This is a genomic window from Psychrobacter sp. PG1 (genome assembly GCF_014897815.1).
Classification (GTDB): domain Bacteria; phylum Pseudomonadota; class Gammaproteobacteria; order Pseudomonadales; family Moraxellaceae; genus Psychrobacter.
The window spans coordinates 54,634-73,118 of the sequence record NZ_JABUZG010000055.1 but is presented as its reverse complement, the minus strand read 5'-3'; the positions used below and the strand labels follow the sequence as shown (position 1 = coordinate 73,118).

General features: G+C 43.3%; 18 protein-coding genes. 12 read left to right on the top strand and 6 right to left on the bottom strand.

All coding sequences use genetic code 11. From position 1 onward, the window contains the following. Positions 1–484 precede the first annotated feature (484 nt). The 4 genes from pilB (at position 485) to coaE (ending at position 5,539) form a co-directional block, all read left to right on the top strand. Positions 485–2,194: a type IV-A pilus assembly ATPase PilB gene (gene pilB / locus INT03_RS07190; RefSeq protein WP_193008408.1), complete on the top strand. Its 1,710-nt coding sequence runs from the start codon at positions 485–487 to the stop codon at positions 2,192–2,194. 393 nt (positions 2,195–2,587) lie between these two features. Beyond that, the gene (locus tag INT03_RS07185; RefSeq protein WP_045443014.1) at positions 2,588–3,811 is read left to right on the top strand and encodes a type II secretion system F family protein; all 1,224 of its coding nucleotides are present in this window, start codon (positions 2,588–2,590) and stop codon (positions 3,809–3,811) included. A gap of 25 nt (positions 3,812–3,836) precedes the next feature. Further along, on the top strand, positions 3,837–4,739 hold the full coding sequence (locus INT03_RS07180) for a prepilin peptidase (protein WP_193008407.1): 903 nt from the start codon (positions 3,837–3,839) through the stop codon (positions 4,737–4,739). Positions 4,740–4,852: 113 nt separating this feature from the next. After that, positions 4,853–5,539, top strand: coding sequence for a dephospho-CoA kinase (gene coaE / locus INT03_RS07175; RefSeq protein WP_193008406.1), 687 nt, complete (start codon positions 4,853–4,855; stop codon positions 5,537–5,539). Here the strand turns inward: coaE and rlmB are convergent. Both rlmB and INT03_RS07165 read right to left on the bottom strand, forming a co-directional pair. After that, positions 5,502–6,272: a 23S rRNA (guanosine(2251)-2'-O)-methyltransferase RlmB gene (gene rlmB, locus INT03_RS07170; RefSeq protein WP_193008405.1), complete on the bottom strand. Its 771-nt coding sequence runs from the start codon at positions 6,270–6,272 to the stop codon at positions 5,502–5,504. The two genes, coaE and rlmB, sit on opposite strands and share 38 nt — an antisense overlap. A 213-nt stretch (positions 6,273–6,485) precedes the next feature. Beyond that, a complete protein-coding gene (locus INT03_RS07165) occupies positions 6,486–6,821 on the bottom strand; it encodes a pyrimidine/purine nucleoside phosphorylase (RefSeq protein ID WP_045443006.1) in 336 nt (111 codons plus the stop codon). A gap of 733 nt (positions 6,822–7,554) precedes the next feature. Here INT03_RS07165 and recN point away from each other — a divergent pair. The 7 genes from recN (at position 7,555) to xerD (ending at position 13,795) form a co-directional block, all read left to right on the top strand. Beyond that, positions 7,555–9,234 (top strand): DNA repair protein RecN, encoded by a 1,680-nt coding sequence (recN, locus tag INT03_RS07160; RefSeq protein ID WP_193008404.1) that lies wholly within the window; start codon positions 7,555–7,557, stop codon positions 9,232–9,234. A gap of 146 nt (positions 9,235–9,380) precedes the next feature. Further along, positions 9,381–9,944 (top strand): YqgE/AlgH family protein, encoded by a 564-nt coding sequence (locus tag INT03_RS07155; protein ID WP_193008403.1) that lies wholly within the window; start codon positions 9,381–9,383, stop codon positions 9,942–9,944. Between the two features lie 105 nt (positions 9,945–10,049). Continuing rightward, positions 10,050–10,580: a Holliday junction resolvase RuvX gene (gene ruvX / locus INT03_RS07150; protein WP_404816361.1), complete on the top strand. Its 531-nt coding sequence runs from the start codon at positions 10,050–10,052 to the stop codon at positions 10,578–10,580. Between the two features lie 77 nt (positions 10,581–10,657). Continuing rightward, a complete protein-coding gene (locus INT03_RS07145; RefSeq protein ID WP_193008402.1) occupies positions 10,658–11,137 on the top strand; it encodes a hypothetical protein in 480 nt (159 codons plus the stop codon). 71 nt (positions 11,138–11,208) lie between these two features. Further along, positions 11,209–11,535 carry a sulfurtransferase TusA gene (gene tusA, locus INT03_RS07140; RefSeq protein ID WP_193008401.1) on the top strand — a complete coding sequence of 109 codons (327 nt, stop codon included), beginning with the start codon at positions 11,209–11,211 and terminating at the stop codon, positions 11,533–11,535. Between the two features lie 103 nt (positions 11,536–11,638). Beyond that, positions 11,639–12,832, top strand: a complete 1,194-nt coding sequence (locus INT03_RS07135) for a methyltransferase (RefSeq protein ID WP_193008400.1) — start codon at positions 11,639–11,641, stop codon at positions 12,830–12,832. Between the two features lie 24 nt (positions 12,833–12,856). After that, positions 12,857–13,795 (top strand): site-specific tyrosine recombinase XerD, encoded by a 939-nt coding sequence (gene xerD, locus INT03_RS07130; RefSeq protein WP_193008399.1) that lies wholly within the window; start codon positions 12,857–12,859, stop codon positions 13,793–13,795. Here xerD and INT03_RS07125 read toward each other — a convergent pair. Together INT03_RS07125 and INT03_RS07120 are read right to left on the bottom strand one after the other, a co-directional pair. After that, the gene (locus INT03_RS07125) at positions 13,780–13,995 is read right to left on the bottom strand and encodes a hypothetical protein (RefSeq protein ID WP_193008398.1); all 216 of its coding nucleotides are present in this window, start codon (positions 13,993–13,995) and stop codon (positions 13,780–13,782) included. The two genes, xerD and INT03_RS07125, sit on opposite strands and share 16 nt — an antisense overlap. Positions 13,996–14,011: 16 nt before the next feature. Next, a complete protein-coding gene (locus INT03_RS07120) occupies positions 14,012–14,935 on the bottom strand; it encodes a hypothetical protein (RefSeq protein WP_193008397.1) in 924 nt (307 codons plus the stop codon). A gap of 222 nt (positions 14,936–15,157) precedes the next feature. Here INT03_RS07120 and INT03_RS07115 point away from each other — a divergent pair, with 222 nt between their 5' ends. After that, positions 15,158–15,766: a class I SAM-dependent methyltransferase gene (locus tag INT03_RS07115; RefSeq protein ID WP_193008396.1), complete on the top strand. Its 609-nt coding sequence runs from the start codon at positions 15,158–15,160 to the stop codon at positions 15,764–15,766. A gap of 78 nt (positions 15,767–15,844) precedes the next feature. On the opposite strand, the gene lptG is transcribed toward INT03_RS07115, so the two are convergent. Then, complete coding sequence (lptG, locus tag INT03_RS07110; RefSeq protein WP_193008395.1) at positions 15,845–17,071, bottom strand: LPS export ABC transporter permease LptG; 1,227 nt, start codon at positions 17,069–17,071, stop codon at positions 15,845–15,847. Continuing rightward, positions 17,071–18,366 carry an LPS export ABC transporter permease LptF gene (locus INT03_RS07105; protein ID WP_193008394.1) on the bottom strand — a complete coding sequence of 432 codons (1,296 nt, stop codon included), beginning with the start codon at positions 18,364–18,366 and terminating at the stop codon, positions 17,071–17,073. The genes lptG and INT03_RS07105 overlap by 1 nt, the downstream gene beginning before the upstream one ends. Positions 18,367–18,485 lie beyond the last annotated feature (119 nt).

The window sequence follows — 18,485 nt, the reverse complement described above, 5'->3', positions numbered from 1 at the left end:
GATGATAAAAATGAGATAAATTGGCATCAAACAATGAAAGTAGCGCAAATATTATCGAGATATTGATAGGCTACTCGACGATGTTTGGCAAAATCCAACCATTTTCAACTTATTTAGAGGATAGTCTATTAAATTGAGGATATGCTCTAGACATTGTCTCAAGCTATGATTTTTTGGGTCAAACACTCAATCGTCCATATAAAATCTTTAAACTAAAGTAATGTTTTATAGTATTGTGTCTATATATAACAGAACATTATCAATAATCTAACGACCAAGCTACTGATAACCTACACTATTAAAACGCTTTCTCTGCTAAATCTCTTATAAGAGCATCTCTGCATTGACTGTTATTCATGATGGCCTAAAGGCTAACAATGACTTATAGCAGGTATCTGTTAAAAATTATAATAGTAAGTGGCTCTCAGAAGTATATGGATTTCAGACAAATATATAGCATATTGGGTATTAAGGAGAAGTCGTAATGTCTATCACCACGAGCAAATATGGTGGTTTAGCGCACCAGCTAATCAGCGAAGGTATCGTCAGCGAAGCGAATATGAAAATCGCGCAGACCGAATCGCAACAGCAACAAGTAGGACTAGTGCCCTACCTAGTCGACAATAAATTAGCAGATGCTTATCATCTTGCGCAGATATTGTCACAAGCGTTTGGCGATCCTCTTTTCGATCTTGATGCTTTAGATGTTGATGTCATTCCAAAAGACTTAGTAGATGAAAAAATCATTCGTAAATTTAATGCGTTGCCACTATTCAAACGAGGACAGCGTTTATTCGTCGCATTAAGTGATCCAACTCGTGTGGATGCAATTGACGCTATTGCTTTTAATTCACGGCTGTCTATTGAAACTATTGTCGTCGAAGAAGATAAGTTAAAAAAGCGTATTGAGAGTCTGTACGCTGATGCTATGCAAAATTTTGATAGCTTCTCTGATAGCGATTTAAATGTTGGCTTTGATGAAGGTGAAGAAGAGGAAGGCGAGACCAAACTTAGTGATAGCGTCGAGGAAGCACCCGTTGTAAAATTTGTTAATAAAATGCTGGTTGATGCCATTCGTATGGGTGCCTCTGACTTGCACTTTGAGCCCTATGAAAAAACCTATCGCGTTCGCTTTCGTGTCGATGGGGTGATGCAAAAAATGGCCAATCCACCTGTACAACTGGCTGGGAAAATTGCAGCCCGTTTAAAAGTCATGTCGCAGATGGATATTTCAGAGCGCCGTGTGCCACAAGATGGACGTATCAAGCTCAAGATATCTAAAGATAAAGCCATCGACTTTCGAGTAAGCTGTCTGCCTACCCTATTTGGCGAAAAACTTGTACTTCGTATTTTGGATCCTTCTTCAGCGATGTTGGGTATTGAAGCGCTCGGCTATGAACCTGATCAGAAAGATATGTTTTTAGAGGCACTGCATAAACCACAAGGAATGTTGCTTATCACGGGACCAACTGGTTCTGGTAAGACCGTGTCGCTTTATACTGGTATTAATATTTTAAATACTGGCGCGACCAATATATCCACTGCCGAGGATCCAGTGGAGATTAACTTGGAGGGGATCAATCAAGTCAACGTCAATCCAAAAGTGGGTCTAACTTTCGCAAATGCCCTCAAATCTTTTTTACGCCAAGATCCTGATATTGTCATGGTCGGTGAGATTCGTGACCTTGAAACTGCTGAAATTGCAATTAAAGCAGCACAAACAGGGCACATGGTGCTCTCAACCCTACATACCAACTCAGCACCTGAAACACTGACGCGGCTGCGTAACATGGGTGTGGCCTCCTTTAATATCGCGACTTCAGTGAACTTGGTCATTGCCCAGCGCCTAGCACGACGTTTGTGTAAAAACTGCAAAAAACCTATTAACATCCCTAAGCAAAGTCTGCTTGAGCTCGGCTTTACAGACGCCGATTTGGACAATCCAGACAACATCATTCACGAGCCAGTAGGCTGTAATGAATGCCGTGAAGGTTATAAAGGACGAGTCGGTATCTACGAAGTCATGAAGGTCAGCCCTGATATCTCACGCATCATTATGGAAGACGGTAACGCGATAGATATCAAAGACGCTGCACTTAAAAATGGCTTCCGAGACCTGCGTCGCTCTGGGATTTTAAAAGTTTTACAAGGCGTAACCAGTATTCAAGAAATGATGCGCGTTACTTCTGAGTAAGAATAATGGCTATACGCATGTTGCATACGCACAAAAAAATAGACACTGCTGATCACTAAAGAGGAACGTTTGAAGTGACTAAACCAACTACTTTTTAATCTTGAATTGTCGAAAAAACAGCTTTTAGTAATGCACTGATAAAAAGGTATTTGGAAATTTAAAACTGTCCTTATATGAGTAATGCCATTATTTATATGAGGACTGAGATGATGTGCGTTAATTGTACGGACTTTTATAAATCAGCAATAATCTCTACCAGATATACTTAAATATAAAACAGAGTTATACTGGTTTTCTACGTTAAAATAAAGTATGCCTTTTTTATGTAATGAGTCAGGCATCGTTGTACATCTTTGCAATATCTATATTAGACAATATTTTGAGGGTAGTAACATGGCAAAAGCGAAGACCGACATGCTGTTAGACTTTGTCTATGATGGGGTGAATCGACGCGGACAAAAAGTAAAAGGGGAGACTACCAGCCGTAGTTTAGAGTTGGCAAAAGCGACTTTACGCAAACAAGGTATCAGTGTCAAAGGTATTAAGAAAAAACCGAAGCCGCTTTACACTTTCAAGAAATCCATCAAACCTATTGATATTGCTATTTTTTCTCGGCAAATGGCGACCATGATGAAAGCGGGCGTGCCATTGACCCAATCCTTTGAGATTGTTGCTGACTCACTTGATAATCCAAGTATGAAAGACTTGGTATTACAAATAAAATCGGACATTGAAGCGGGTGGGACTTTTGCTTCAGCATTACGCAAGCACCCACGTTATTTTGACGATCTGTTTTGTTCACTCATCGATTCTGGTGAGCAGTCAGGTGCACTGGAAACCATGCTTGAACGCGTTGCTACCTATAAAGAAAAAAGTGAGTTGCTTAAAGCCAAAATTAAGAAAGCAATGAAGTACCCTATCGCGGTTATCGTTGTTGCTATTATTGTGACTATCATCCTGCTGATTAAAGTAGTACCTGTATTTTCTGGTTTATTTGAATCTTTTGGTGCAGAGCTGCCTGCTTTTACCCAAATGGTTGTCAATATGTCTGAGTGGATGCAGGCGTGGTGGTTTATTTTAATTATCATTATCGGCGGTACTATCATTGGCTTTTCAGAGACGAAAAAACGCTCTAAGAAATTCCGTGACTTCTTAGACCGTGCGGTTTTAAAAGCACCAATATTTGGCAATATTGCCTATCAAGCTATTATTGCTCGTTTTGCTCGTACACTATCGACGACCTTTGCTGCGGGCGTACCACTTATTGATGCCCTCGACTCTACAGCTGGTGCCACTAATAATGTTGTATTTTATAATGCCACTCAGCAAATCAAAAATGATGTTTCTACTGGTCAACAATTACAGTTTTCAATACGCTCGACCAACCTTTTCCCAAGCTTAGCCATTCAAATGGTTGGCATTGGTGAAGAATCTGGTAGTTTGGAAGAGATGTTAGACAAAGTTGCCGTCTACTATGAAAATGAAGTAGATAACGCTGTTGATGGATTGACCAGCTTGATGGAACCTTTGATTATGGCAGTCTTAGGCGTATTAATCGGTGGCTTGGTGATTGCCATGTATTTACCGATTTTCCAGATGGGCGCAGTAGTAGGCTAAAAGCTAACTAAAGGACAGCTTGTTCATGCAATTTATAGAGTTATTACAAGATAATATGCCTATCGCTTTAGGCATATTCGGCCTATTAGGTCTTTGCGTTGGCAGTTTTTTAAATGTGGTGATTCACCGTATTCCGCTGATGATGGTTTATAGTTGGCGACAAGAGTGCAGCCAGTTTATGTCAGAACAAGCAGACATGCCTCGCGAACACACTCTGCCCCTAACAAATATCGTAGCAGCTGACCAGCCGATTACTTTGAGTCGACCGGCGTCACGCTGCCCTCATTGCGCCCACAAAATAAAATGGTATGAAAACATACCGTTAATCAGCTGGTTAATACTACGTGGCCGTTGCTCAGACTGTAAAGCTGCGATTGGACTGCGTTATCCACTGGTTGAGCTATCAACAGCCCTACTGTCAGTATTAGTCATTTATCAGTTTGGCGTAACTGCAGCTGGCTTGTCAGCACTGATTTTGGTATGGACACTGGTTGCATTAACCGGTATTGATTTTGATACGCAATTATTGCCTGATCGCTTAACTTTCCCATTAGCGGGTTTAGGGTTAGCGGTGAATTCACAAGGCTGGTTTGTCTCACCAACTCAGTCAATTTGGGGCTTATTGCTAGGATTTTTGTCATTGTGGATAGTGGTTAAAATATTTTATCTAATCACTAAAAAACATGGTATGGGGCAGGGAGATTTCAAATTATTGGCGGTATTGGGTGCTTGGCTTGGACCCATGATGTTGCCATTGATTATTTTATTGTCTTCTCTATTAGGCTCAATCGTTGGGATTGTTTTGATGAAGAAACAGGGTGAAAGCAAGCCGTTTGCCTTTGGTCCTTATATCGCTATCGCCGGTATTGTTGCTTTATTATATGGCTCAGATATCGTCAACTGGTATCTCGGCATGTATACTTACTAGATGTATTTTGGTCGCTCCTTTTCAAGCAGACACCAAATCTTAAAATGGACAACAAAATACTTTCTTAGCTTATAACCATCACTATCATTATATCGAGCAGATAAGTCATTATTATGTCAAAACAAGCATCTTCACCTTATTCTCATAAGCCTCAGACCCCGCAAAAGAAAAGCAAAACGTTAGTACTTGGCTTAACTGGTGGTATCGGTAGTGGTAAGTCCGCTGCGAGTGCTTGGTTTTCTGAGCAAGGCATTGATATTATCGATGCGGATGTGATTGCCCATGAAATCGTTGCTAAAGGCAGCGCCACTCTGCACAAAATCCAGAAAAAATTTGGTGACTGGGTATTGAATGGCGATGGATCAATGGATCGAGTGGCAGTAAGAACGCACGTCTTTTCACATCCTGAGGCATTGATTGAGTTAGAAGCAATCACTCATCCAGCGATACGCGAAGCAGCAAAAGCGCAGTTGGCAACCAGTACTTCGCCTTATGTGATACTGTCAGCGCCTTTACTTATTGAAGCAGCAGAAGCAGGGCTTGCTAATTTATGCCAACGTATCTTAGTGATGGACGCCGCTGAAGATACGCAGATAGCGCGTGCCAGTCAGCGCGACGAACAAAGCATACAGAAAATCAAAGCCATCATGGTGAATCAGCTGAGCCGCGAAGAGCGTAATCGTCATGCAGATGATGTGGTGCTCAACGAAAGTGATCTTGCGGCTCTGTATGTGCAACTAGAGCCATTACACCAAGAGTATCTTAAGCTTGCCCAGCAGCTAAAGTACGCTGTCGATTGACCTCATACAGCGCCATACCAGTGGCAACACTCACATTTAGACTTTGAAGGTTGCCATGCTCATTTCCTGACATCGGAATATACACCAGCTCATCACAGCTCTCCATGGTTAGGCGACGCATCCCCTCACCTTCTGAACCCATGATAATGGCTGTTTTGCCAGTCAGATCAGCGGCATGTATTGGTTTGGCATCCGCATTAAGCGCTGTACCAAAGACAAATACCCCAGCATTTTTGATTTGCGTGAGCGTACGTGCCAGATTGGTGACACTAACAATCGGCATCATCTCTGCTGCACCGACCGATACTTTAGCCACTGTTGGCGTCAGACTTGCCGCATGGTGTTTCGGACAAACCACGGCATCCACACCCATCGCCACTGCGGTACGCAAGCAAGCACCAAAGTTATGGGCATCAGTGATTTGATCCAATACTAATAACAAACACTGTTCACGGCCAATGATGGTATCAAGCAAGCCTTCATCAGCAAAGCCTAAAGGACGCGCATTTAGCACCACGCCTTGGTGTTGCGGGCTACCACACAATTGCGTGAGTTTGTCTTTTTGCGTGGGTTGAATGCTAATACCATTGGCTTCTGCCTGCGCCATGATGGCTTGTACATGGCTGTCGGTTTCACGACCTTGTTGTACAAACAAACTAAGTCCATCAAGCGGACGATGTTCGAGCAAGGCATCAATCGCGTGAATACCATAGAAATAAACGGGTTTTGCCATAATAGGCCTATTGATTATAAAGTGGGTATCGCGCTATGTGATAAAAACTAGGCGATAAAAAGAGATGACGGTAATTGTATCAACAAATGGATATCTGCATATAAATAATATCAGCAGAAAAAGAAAAACCTTACCAATCCGATAAGGCTTTTCTTTTTTTTGAACAAAAGGCTTTTTGGTGTCATCAAGCACTTAATAACAGCTTGAGCAGACTTACCCTTCTAAGTGACAAATATATTGAACTATTTCTTCTGTCCGCAAGTTAAAGCCACTATTGCCTTCAACCACGAATGATTGACCAGCACGGTAATAGCTGAATTCTTCGTCACCATTAATTTTGACCTCACACTCACCGCCCGTGATCTCGATACGCTCGGAGGTATTGGTGCTAAAATGATAATGCTCAACCAAATTATCACAAGGCAAGATAACGCCCAGTGTTTTATGTCGACCATCTTCGAACATAATAGTGTGGCTTGAGCAACGACCATCATAAGATACCGTCGCTTGAGCATTGACTGTTACATTAGTAAATTGCGCCGCTGTCATAGTGGCTTCCTTATCAAATAATCATTACGAAACTAAAAAATAAGTAACTGGTTAGAGTACCGTCAGAGTTGCGTCGTTAACAGACATCTCTGTACTACGTACCATATCCTTCTATACTAGATATCTGTGCGCTAAAGGTAGCCACAGGTGCTATGAAAACGCTTGAGAATAATGACCGAGTGGCATACTCTTCCAACTATACGCCTATCATTTTACAAAATTATGACTCGTTATCATGTATTACACTGCACTAATCTAATCAGAAGAGTTTATCATTATGTGAGATTATGCTACCACATTATATCTATAAAGTTTGTTAAAGCGACTAGGAAAATGCTGTTTGATGCTAAGCTTAAATGTACTTACTCATCTTTTTTTGAGTCAGCACCTGATCACTATAATGGGGATTTTTTTATACATTTGATTCGCAACCATTCTTACTCTACCGCCATCACTTTGACAGGCTTAGTCATCTTAATGATTGATATTGTGAATATTATGATGATGACTCATTGCCAGTTTTTGATAGTTTTATGGTAATCTTCCAATAATAAATTCTATTATCCAGTGCCTGAAAGTTTGTATTTAAGCGCGTTTAACATCATACTATTTGCCTATAATATTTATCTTATTAACACGGTTAAATGAATAATTTCATTCCCTTATCTACCCTACTTTATCTATGGCTTCTTGAGATTTATATGAAGTCTATTGTCTGTCATGAGAGGCGTTGATGCTAGTATCATTAACTTTACATCAGTTTGCGTTGATCGCTCAGCATGAGCTGAGTGTGGCCGAAGGCTTCAATGTCATCACTGGTGAGACCGGTGCTGGCAAGTCATTATTGCTTGATGCGCTCTCTTTATGTGTCGGTGAGCGCGCAGACATGGCGATGGTCAGACATGGCGCAGCGCATGCAGATATCTATGCTCAGTTTGATGTAGAAAATAACGGTGTCATCGCTGAGTGGTTTGCTAAAAATGAGCGAGCTCTAGAAGAGCCTGAAGTCCTAATTCGTCGTCAGCTCAGCAATAGCGGACGCTCAAAAGCGTGGTTAAATGGCACACCTGTCAGCTTGGCGGAACTCAAAAGCTTAGGGTCATTGCTGGTCAATATCCATAGTCAACATGCTCAGCAAGCGCTCCTCAAGCCGCAGTTTGTGGTGCAATGGCTTGATGAGATGGCGCAAATTACCCCACTTGCTGCACAAACGACCAGCAGTTATCAAGCTTATCAGCAACTTAAACGCCGTGCTGATGATATCGCGAGCCGTGAGGCACAGCGCCAAGACCGTATGCAACTATTGCAAAGCCAACTTGCTGACATTGCGCCGTTATTGGCGGTTGATTATGCAGAAGTTGAAGCAGAGCACGAAGAGCTGTCTAATATCGAAGCTTTAATGATCGAGGCCAGTCATGGCTTGCATCTGCTCGATAATGACACGGATGAGCCAGATGTCATGACCTTGCTCGGGCAAGCGATTAAGCTTTGTGATAACCAAATGAGCGTCAGTCAAACCTTTGAGCAAGCCTCAGAGCAGCTGCATTTAGCACAGCAACAAATCACTGAGGTAACAGGCTTACTGTCGGATTATGCTGAGCAACAGCTGCCTGATCCTGAGCGTTTGCAGACATTAGACAGTCTTATTAGCTTAGGACATCGCTTATCGCGCAAACACAACTTGCCAGCGAGCGACTTAATCGATGAAGCAAAGGGCTGGGAAGCGCAATTAGAACAGTTAGAAAATGAGCCAAGCAGCGATGCGATGGCCACACAAATTGAACAGGCATGGCAAGACTATCTAGCACTGGCCACTCAGTTAAATAAAGAGCGCTCAAAAGCAGCGCCGACTGTCAGCAAACAATTAATTAAACAATTACAACCGCTCGCGCTACCCAACGCCCGCTGCGAGTTTGTCTTTACCAAGAAAGCCGATATCAGTCAATATAGTGCGCAAGGTTGCTATGATATTGATTTGTTATTTAGCGCCAACGTCGGTATGCCGATGCAGCCGCTACATAAGATTGCCTCAGGCGGTGAGCTGTCACGAATGGCACTGGTGATGCAAGTGTTGCAAGCAACCAATGCCGATAACAACGCCGCCAAACCCATGCTAGTATTTGATGAAGTCGATGTCGGTATCAGTGGTGGCACGGCGCAAGTGGTCGGTGAGCTACTGCGTGCGCTTGGGCAGACGCAGCAGCTACTGGCCATCACCCACCAAGCACAAGTCGCGGCGCAAGCACATCAGCATATCTTGGTACAAAAACATCATGACGAGCAGACCGAAAGCGAGCTATTAATACTGACTGATAGCGCGCAAGTCGACGAGCTGGCACGCATGTCTGGCGGTGTAATCATTACTGACGTCACCCGTGACCATGCACGTAGTTTATTGACTGATGTTAAATAAAGGCTTTGTCATTCATAAACAGTTGTGAATCACTGTGTCTCATAACTGCTAAATATTTGCTTTGGTTGATTTTCACCTCAGTATCGCCATATAGTGGTGTGTTATCTCTGTTATTTTACCTTTAATATTAGGTTGCGTTTGTCTCTATGTCTAAAGCCAATTTGACCCATCATTTCTTAATCGCGGCACCCGAGCTATCAGACCCACGGTTTGAGCAGGCGCTGATTTATATCTGTCGTCATGATAAACACGGTGCCCTTGGTCTGATGGTCAATCGTCCATTAGAGCAGGCACGCGTGGGCAAACTGCTAGAAGATTTAGACATTGAAGTGACGGATGCGCAAGTGATGGAAGATGTGGCGTTAGATGGTGGCCCGATGTATCCAGAGGTTGGGTTTGTGCTGCATACGGGTCAACCAGAATGGGCATCGTCTTTTGCGATTTCAGAAAACGTCTGTATTACCACCAGTCAAGATATCCTTAAGCGTATTGCGGCAGGTCAAGGCGTTGGTCACTATCAACTGTGCTTGGGTCATGCCAGCTGGGGTAAAAAACAGCTAGACCAAGAGCTAAATAACGGTGATTGGCTCGTCTGCCCTGCTGATCTGAATTTATTGTTTGATACACCATTCGAAGAACGCTGGCAAATCGCCGCTGATAAGATTGGCGTCAACTTTGACTACCTTAGTAGCGATATCGGTCATGCTTAACGATTGGCTATGGTTACTAAATTATCTATTTAAATCAAAGCCGCATTTAAATTAAAGCCATTAAGCCAAGTGAATCATGCCCAACAGAAATAGGAAACGCGCATAATGATGGTAGAGTCTGATACGAGCACTAAAATCGAAACTGCTGACACTACTGTGGCGGAACCAGCTATTAAACCACATCTTATCTTAGCGCTCGATTATGGGGTCAAAAAGATGGGGATGGCGCTAGGTAATACAATTACTGGGACCGCGCGTGCCTTTGACATCTTGGCGATGAACAACGGTCAGCCAGACTGGGATAACCTACTAGGTATTATCAAAGTCTGGGGAGTGGCAAAAGTGGTGGTTGGGTTGCCGCTTAATATGGATGGTAGTAGCTCCATGCTCTCCAAACGTGCGCACAAATTCGCTCGCCGCTTAGCGCATCGGGTCATGGAACAGCATCTGCCAGTGGTCGTGAGCCTTTGTGATGAGCGCCTGACTTCAGTCGAAGCACGTGAGATCGCTTGGGAGAATGGTTGGATTAAGCATGAGCGCGATCCGATTGATGATATCTCTGCCTGTATTCTGATGTCGACTTATTTCGCTGACCCCAGTAGCAGTATCGCCATCGATGCTATCAAAGCCGATTAAATCAGCGACAAACCTGCTGTTAAAATACCGCCAATTCTGACATATCGTCACTCTACACGGATAAATGCCTGATTATTATGACCACTGTCTCAGACCACTCCCCGCAAAACAAATCGCAACATGGTTTTGCACCGCTTGCTATCGCCCGTATCAAAGGCGCACAGCGAGCGAATCAAATAGCGATTTATCTCATTTATGCCGCTATTCTCGCCTTTATGGTCTTTGGCACCATTGCCAGTATCAAAGCCTTTCATGACAATCAACTGCTTTATCAACTTTTCTATAACTTGCCCTATGCCTTGGTTGCGCTTACGATTCCTATTACTATTTATGATGCGCTAGTGATTTATCGTTATCGCTTAAACCAAGCGTCGATGATTGCCATGAGCATTGGCGTATCGACCATCATATTGGTTGGTGGCTTATTATTCGCTGATACTGCCTGGTTAGGCTTATCTTGTTGGCTTGGTGTGGCATTTTTATTTAAAGTGAGCTTCAAGCGCTTTTTTAATTTTCTAGAAGCAGAAAAAGACCCTGAAATCACTGAAGAAGTGTAAAACACACTGATAAAAACATCCTAACGAATGAAGCGCAAAAAACTTTAACCTTATCGATTTAAATGACTATTATGAGCACTTCTACCACGCAAACGACGATCAATCATCATTTAGATACTCAAGGGCTGATTTGCCCTGAGCCAGTCATGATGCTGCATCGAACCATCCGTAACGCTGATGCTGGCGAGGTAATTGAAATACTCGCCACCGACCCAGCCACCACTCGTGACATTCCTAATTTCTGCCGTCATTTGGGGCATGAGCTTGTGCAGCAAGAAACGCTGGCTGAAAATGTAAATCTAAACGTCGATCCCGATGAAATAATGGTCGCTGGCGATGATGATGCGCCTATCAGCGCCACGCTCTATCGTTATTTGGTAAAGAAAAAAGGTGCTTAAATGCACTCAAGTTACCGCAGAAAACTAATGACAGCACCATACATAATATAAAAATATCTTTGCTTTGTACGAGATATATCATTCACGAAAGGTAGGCTATTACGTGTTACAAACAGAAAAGCAGTATGTACAATGGCAAGAAAACGAAACTCTACGTAATGCTCTTTGGTTGTCTGAAAGCAATCATATGCCACCTGCGCGCATTGTATTGGTCGATGATACAACGACCGCAGATGACGCTTACCGCTTAGCTTGCGAAGGCACATCACTGCTGTGGCGCGGTGACTTTCATAATGCACGCCAGTTGCTACAAGCGCTCGGTCGTCGCATAGATCGTACGAATGAACGCTCTGAGCTGCGTAAAATCAAGAAAGCGACGAATAAACCTAACGCAGTAAATATTAAAGGTATTCCCAATCTATTTCATCAGCAGCGCCAACTGCAAGCCCAGCGTTCACGTATATTGAGCCGTTTGCTACTAGAGCTTGATACAGATTATGTCAGCAAGCTACGTCGCGCCCCCGATCTGAGTGCAGCCTGCATGGCCGCTTTTGGCCAGTTAGATAAGTCGGTGGATGAGTCTTGCCTGCTGTCGTTCCGTGACCTGCAAGGGGCACTTGGCGCAGCACAATGGCGCGAAAAAGGCGTCCCAATAGAAAGCTTAGGGTTATCAATTTTCCCGCATTATGGTGTCTTTGCACCAACCCGTCATGAGTATGTGCAGCTGTTGCTCGATGCACCGCTACCAGCGAGCCATGATGTCGCCTATGATATCGGTACCGGAACGGGATTGCTGGCTATTATCTTAGCGCAGCGCGGTGTTCCGCAAGTGATAGCAACGGATTTGAATCCACGTGCTTTGGCCTGTGCCAACGAAAATTTTACGCGATTAGAATTCACTAACGTGCAGTTACAGCAAGCCGATTTGTATCCGACTGATGCACCACTAGCCAATCTGATTGTCTGTAATCCGCCTTGGGTACCTGCTAAACCAAGCTCGTCTCTTGAATACGCCGTCTATGATGCCAAGAGCGCGATGCTTCGTGGGGTTTTGCAAGGTGCCAAACAGCACTTAGCTGAGCAAGGAGAGCTCTGGTTGATAATGTCGGACTTAGCTGAGCATTTACAGCTACGCACCCGTGATGAGTTATTACGCTTGTTTGCCGATGCTGGATTGGCGGTAAAATATCGTCTGGACACCCAACCTAAGCATGGTCGCAGCCAAGATGATACTGACCCTCTACATGTCGCGCGCAGTGCAGAAATCACTTCATTATGGTGCTTAACGCTTATCTAACATTCAACCATCGAGTACTGAGTTATGAGCCGTGATCGTGCCGTGCAACAGCGCCAACCTAAGGCGCTGGCAGTAGATGACGAACCCAGTTATATCACTGAGTTTCGTCAAGCCATGCTGGCACGTGGGCTTGCAACCCGTACACGTAATGCTTATGTGCGCGACCTGCGCTCATGCGAGCTGACCAATCCTATCGCGCTGACACGCTGGCAGCCTGATGACGTGCTGCACTGTCTCTCAACCCTTACACAAGACAATAAAACCCCACGTACCCAAGCACGCATGCTCTCAAGCTTGCGCCAGTTTTATCTTTGGATGATCACCAGTAATCTGCGTGAAGACAATCCTTGCGAGCGTATCAAAAGCCCCAAGCTCGGACGTCCACTCCCCAAAGACTTAGCAGAAGCAGATGTCGATAATCTCCTTGCTGCGCCTGATACCAGCACTGCTCTCGGACTCCGTGATAAAGCCATGCTAGAGGTGCTATACGCCTGCGGGCTGCGTGTGAGCGAGTTGATTAATCTGTCATTAGAGCAAGTGAATCTAAACGCTGGCTGGCTACAAATAACGGGGAAAGGTAATAAAACCCGACTGGTGCCACTCGGCGAATATGCCAATGATGCGCTAGAAGACTATCTAACGCATGCTCGTGGTGATTTGATTGCACATTTGAAATCAGGAAACTGCCAAGCGGTATTTTTAACGGCGCAAGGTGGCTACATGACGCGGCAGAACTTTTGGTATTTGCTTAAAAAGTACGCCAAAGTCGCCAGTATCGATAAAGAGCTATCACCGCATACCCTGCGTCACGCTTTTGCCACGCATCTACTGAATCATGGCGCGGACTTGCGTAGCGTGCAGTTATTACTTGGACATAGCGATTTATCAACCACACAGATCTATACCCATGTGGCGACGGCAAGATTGCAGAAATTGCATGCGGAGCATCATCCGAGAGGGTGATTGAAGATTTCCTGTAAACTAAGCCTTTTTCTAAAAGCTCTTTTTTTCAGGTTCATCACTTCAATAGATTGTTGTGCTATTCTCAGTTCTCTTTTAAAGCTCTCAAGCTTCGCTTCCTCATAAGCTAGTAAGGTTGCCATATCTGTATCTTCATTTACTCTGCTTAATCTACCTCTATATGTTGTATGAGAGTTATCCATATAATTCCCCTATCTTCTATAGTCTATTATACAAAAGGCATTCGAGTGAGTGTTCTAGAGCAATTCTTGTAGCAAACCTCTCTAAAATCCATTTATAAGTATGAAGTTCATTTTCATTAAAAAAATTTTTCTTAGAAGCTGATATAGTTATAACATATATTATCTTTTTAGTTGTTACACTTATTATTGGATAACATATCTGTGAACCATGTTCTTTTTCAGAAGTATTACCTTTGACGTACCTAATATCGTCCGTCAAGCCATTTCTTTGCTTTTTTATTTCCTTCTTTATATCAGAGACGATCTCGGTCTGCTTACTTTCGAGACATCTGGAAATAGTACTTTCTTTACTTCCAAGAACTTCTAACGAAGTTTGAGGCGGTTTAGTTATAGGCAGAAAATACTTCCAATCATCAATCTTGTTATTCTTAATAGACATTAGTCCAACTTTAAAGTCGACATCACTATAAGTAGTTTTGAGAAAAGAAGCTAAGGAGTCTAATATCAATATACTTTGCTCTTCAGGCTTAGTAATTGCTTTAAAAATTCTATGTTTAGTCTTAGTCTTGCTGTCATTTAAACGCACAAAATTATTGACCTCTTTAGCAAACCTTTCCCTTTTTTTGTTCACCGGAATATCCAAAGCGACTACTAATTGAGTAGCAACATCATCTTTATTCTTTACAGACATTGAAATTTTCACTAAAAATTTATATGCACCTTGATATATTATAGCTAGTACAGCAGCACTTCCTATGACTAAGAGAGGATTAACCATAAGCCAATTACCAATCCATCCAGCTTTTCTAATACTTTTTTCGAGCCCATCATTACTGTAAGCAGAAACTACGACACTATATAAAGCTATCAGAACCATCTTTAATATTGTGAAATACCAAGTTTCTAACATTAAAAGTAAATTCTTGGATAACTTATTCATGTCTATTATTTATTCTCGTTTATATAAGCAGTCTAAAAAATTAATTAAACAATAATTGGCTGACAAGTATAAATCAAATTAATTTTGCTTGTAATGGATAAACAACATTAATTGCATATTTGATAACTAATTCATTGATAGCATGCTGCAAACCTACCCTTTTCTCGTTACAATACCCATCATCAATTATTATTCCCTACCTATCTATTATCCGAGAATCTCATGAGCCATAGACCACCTGCTGACCTACTAAAAAATGCCCAACATTGGCGTGAAGATATTAACTTTCGCCAAGACGTACTGGGTAAGCCATTTGATTTTTCGACCACTTGGGGTATTTTTTCACCGCAAAAGCTCGATGATGGTAGCTTGATGCTGCTTGATTATATTGATTTTGAAGCGGATGATGATTCGATCGATTTGGGCTGTGGTTATGGCGTGCTCGGTATGACGGCGGCGCGTGAATGTCCGAACGGTCAGCATACTTTGATTGATAAAGATTTTATGGCGGTAGAATATGCACGCCTGAATTGTGAAAAAAACGGTCTAAAAAATGTCGATGTGCATTTATCAAATGGCTTCAATCACGTGGCAAAAGACAAAGACTTTAGCTTGGTAATGTCAAACTTGCCAGCCAAAGTAGGTAAAGAACAGCACTATTTATATTTCCTCGATGCCTATGCCCGTATGCGTAAAGGTGGGCGTTTTTATGTGGTGACAATCAATGGCCTACGTCAGTTTGTGAAGCGCTCGTTTACCGAAGTGTTTGGCAATAGCGACAAAATAAAGCAAGGCAAAACCTATACGATTACGATGGCGACCAAAGACTAGATTTTTGAAGATGACACAAATAAAAGCCCGCTAAAACATATAGTTTTAGCGGGCTTCTTTATGGCAAATGATATCTCGCTACATCTGCCGTTTAAGCAAATATCCACCCAATATCGCACTAGCGATAATAGGCAATAGCACCATTAATAACGGCGAAAATCCAGTCGCCAATGAGACAAAGCCAACCAAGTCTTGCACATAACTAAATAGCAAGCCAAACAATAATGCCACGACGATACGCAAGCCCAAGCTATGTGTACGCAGTGAGCCAAAGACGAATGAGCAAGCAACAATCACCAGCGATAAAATTGATAGCGGTGAGAGCAGTTTTTGCCAGAAAGCCAGCTCATGACTTAACGAGCGCGTGCCTTGTTGACGCATAAATTGACGATGCTCATACAACTGAGTCAATGACAAATCTTCGGCTTTACGGGTAAGCAGATATACCGATTCAGGGGCAAAGGGCAGGCTTAAAGTATCTGACGGTGAGATGGCTTGGCTACTCTCAAAGCCCTGATTAATCATCAGCTTGGTCATGTTGTTCAGCTGCCACTCATAGCGATATTGCTCGCTCGGTTTGCTGCTGGCAGGATTAACAGGTTCACGACCAATATATTTACCACCCTCAGCGTGAATGGCCGTTTGCAGATTGCCATTATTGTCTAAATGCCAGCGTTTAACTTCGCTGATATTACCTTGCACATCAGCATAATCGATATACAAAATATCGCTACCATCTGGCTTGGCACTGCCGTCTTTTGTACTCTCAAAGCGTGGCTGCAACGTCCAATAACCGCGTACCGAGGTGACCAATGAACTGCTGTCTTCATCGTTGATTTCTTTTGCCAATTGATTAGAGTGCGGCAGCACGAACTGATTGATAATCAATGCGAGCAACACAAAAATCAAAGCAGGCTGCAATACCCAACCGACGATACGATAAACGCTGACGCCAGCGGCGCGCATCACGACCAGCTCACTTTTATTGGCAAGCAAGCCCAAGCCAACCACTGCACCTAGCAATGCGCCAGTGGGAATAAATTGCTCTAAAAAATAAGGCGAGCGATAAAAAATATACTTAATCGCCTCGCCCATCGTATAGCTATCATCTAACGAATCCAGCTCAGACAAATAAGAGAATACCAGCTGTAATGCCCACAAGCCTATGACAGCTCCGACGATTGCGAGCAAAGCGTTCAGCTTGACGTAACGGCTCAGCACTTTTAGTTTGGCAGGTTTGCGAGCGTACTTATCATGAGCGTTTTGCGAGTCAGGATTGGAAGATTTAGAAGATAAGACACTCATTAGGACTGCCCTCCTTGTGAGCCACTGCTCTGATGATCGGCAACCGTTAAAGGCGTGCTCTTCGGTTTGCGAAAGCGTAATCGATGCTGCACACGGCTACCCCAATTCATATAAAGTGCCAATGCCATAAACCCTAAAATGAGCCACGCATATGCCCAGACGCTCACGCTGCCTTTGCTCACAGCGTTTTTGAGTGAAATAATACCCAGCGCACAGCTGACAAACAATAAAATAGAAGGGAAAAGGCGTAACCAGCGACCTTGACGCGGACGTACTTGCGCCAGTGGTACAGCGAGCATTGGTGCAATGATCATCAACCACGGCAATGCTAGACGATAGCCAAGCTCACTTTGTGCCACACGCAGCGAGTTGCCACTACTTGCCGTACCACCCGTCGCGGCTTGCCATAATGGTCCAATCGCTTGCGTTTCGATATTATCTTCGTTGATGACTTCTTTTGAGGATTCTGTCAACGTAATGCGGTAACGATCAAAGCCCACTTGATTATATTTCAGACTGCCAGCACCGACTTCATAACGCCGTCCTTGGAACAAGTCCAATTGGGTCACACCGCTATTACCTGTGTCTACTTGCTCGGCACGCTTAGCCAACGTAATAGTATCTTTGCTGATGTTGGTATTATTAGTAATCGCCGTTGGCATATTTGGCATGTCTGAAATATTTAATTGCTCAGCTGTTTCGGGATCGATGGTGTTTTTAACATCGACGGCAGCCTCTTTGGCAGTGTTATTTTTAGCGGCACTGCCCTTTTTTTCAGGCTCAGATTGAATCAATATCACATCTTGCAATTGCTTTTTATCATCACTCAAGCTGCCCACATACAAATGATAATTGCCACTACTAATAAATTCATTGGGACGAATCAAATCAAACGCGCTGGTCAATGCTTGCTGTTGCCAGACACTTTCCGATGAGCGTACGCCCCACGGTTTACCAACGATAGATAAAGCCGCTTCCCCAACGAACAATGCCAATATTAAAGGCGTCATCAAACGGGCAAGTTTACCACGCGACACCCCACTGGCATTAATCACCGCCATTTCTTGATCGACATACAGCCGCCCGAATACCAGCATGAGAGCGATAAAAAATGCTAATGGCAGGATAAGCTCTAAAAAGTAGGGCAAATTATAACCAATGATGGTAAATAACAAGCTGATATCTAAATTGCCTTCTGCGGCAATACCAAAGTAACGGATCAAACGACCGCCCAGCATCATCACCACTAAAAACCCCAAGACCAATGCGGTCGTTGAGGCAACTTGTTGAGTCATATAGCGGCGTAATATCACAATGGGCACTCTTTTAAAAAGGTTGATAGTCGCACGATTTATCGCAGCTTTATTGGCAAACACTGACAATTATGGACCGCTCTAAATACAATAGCTGATAC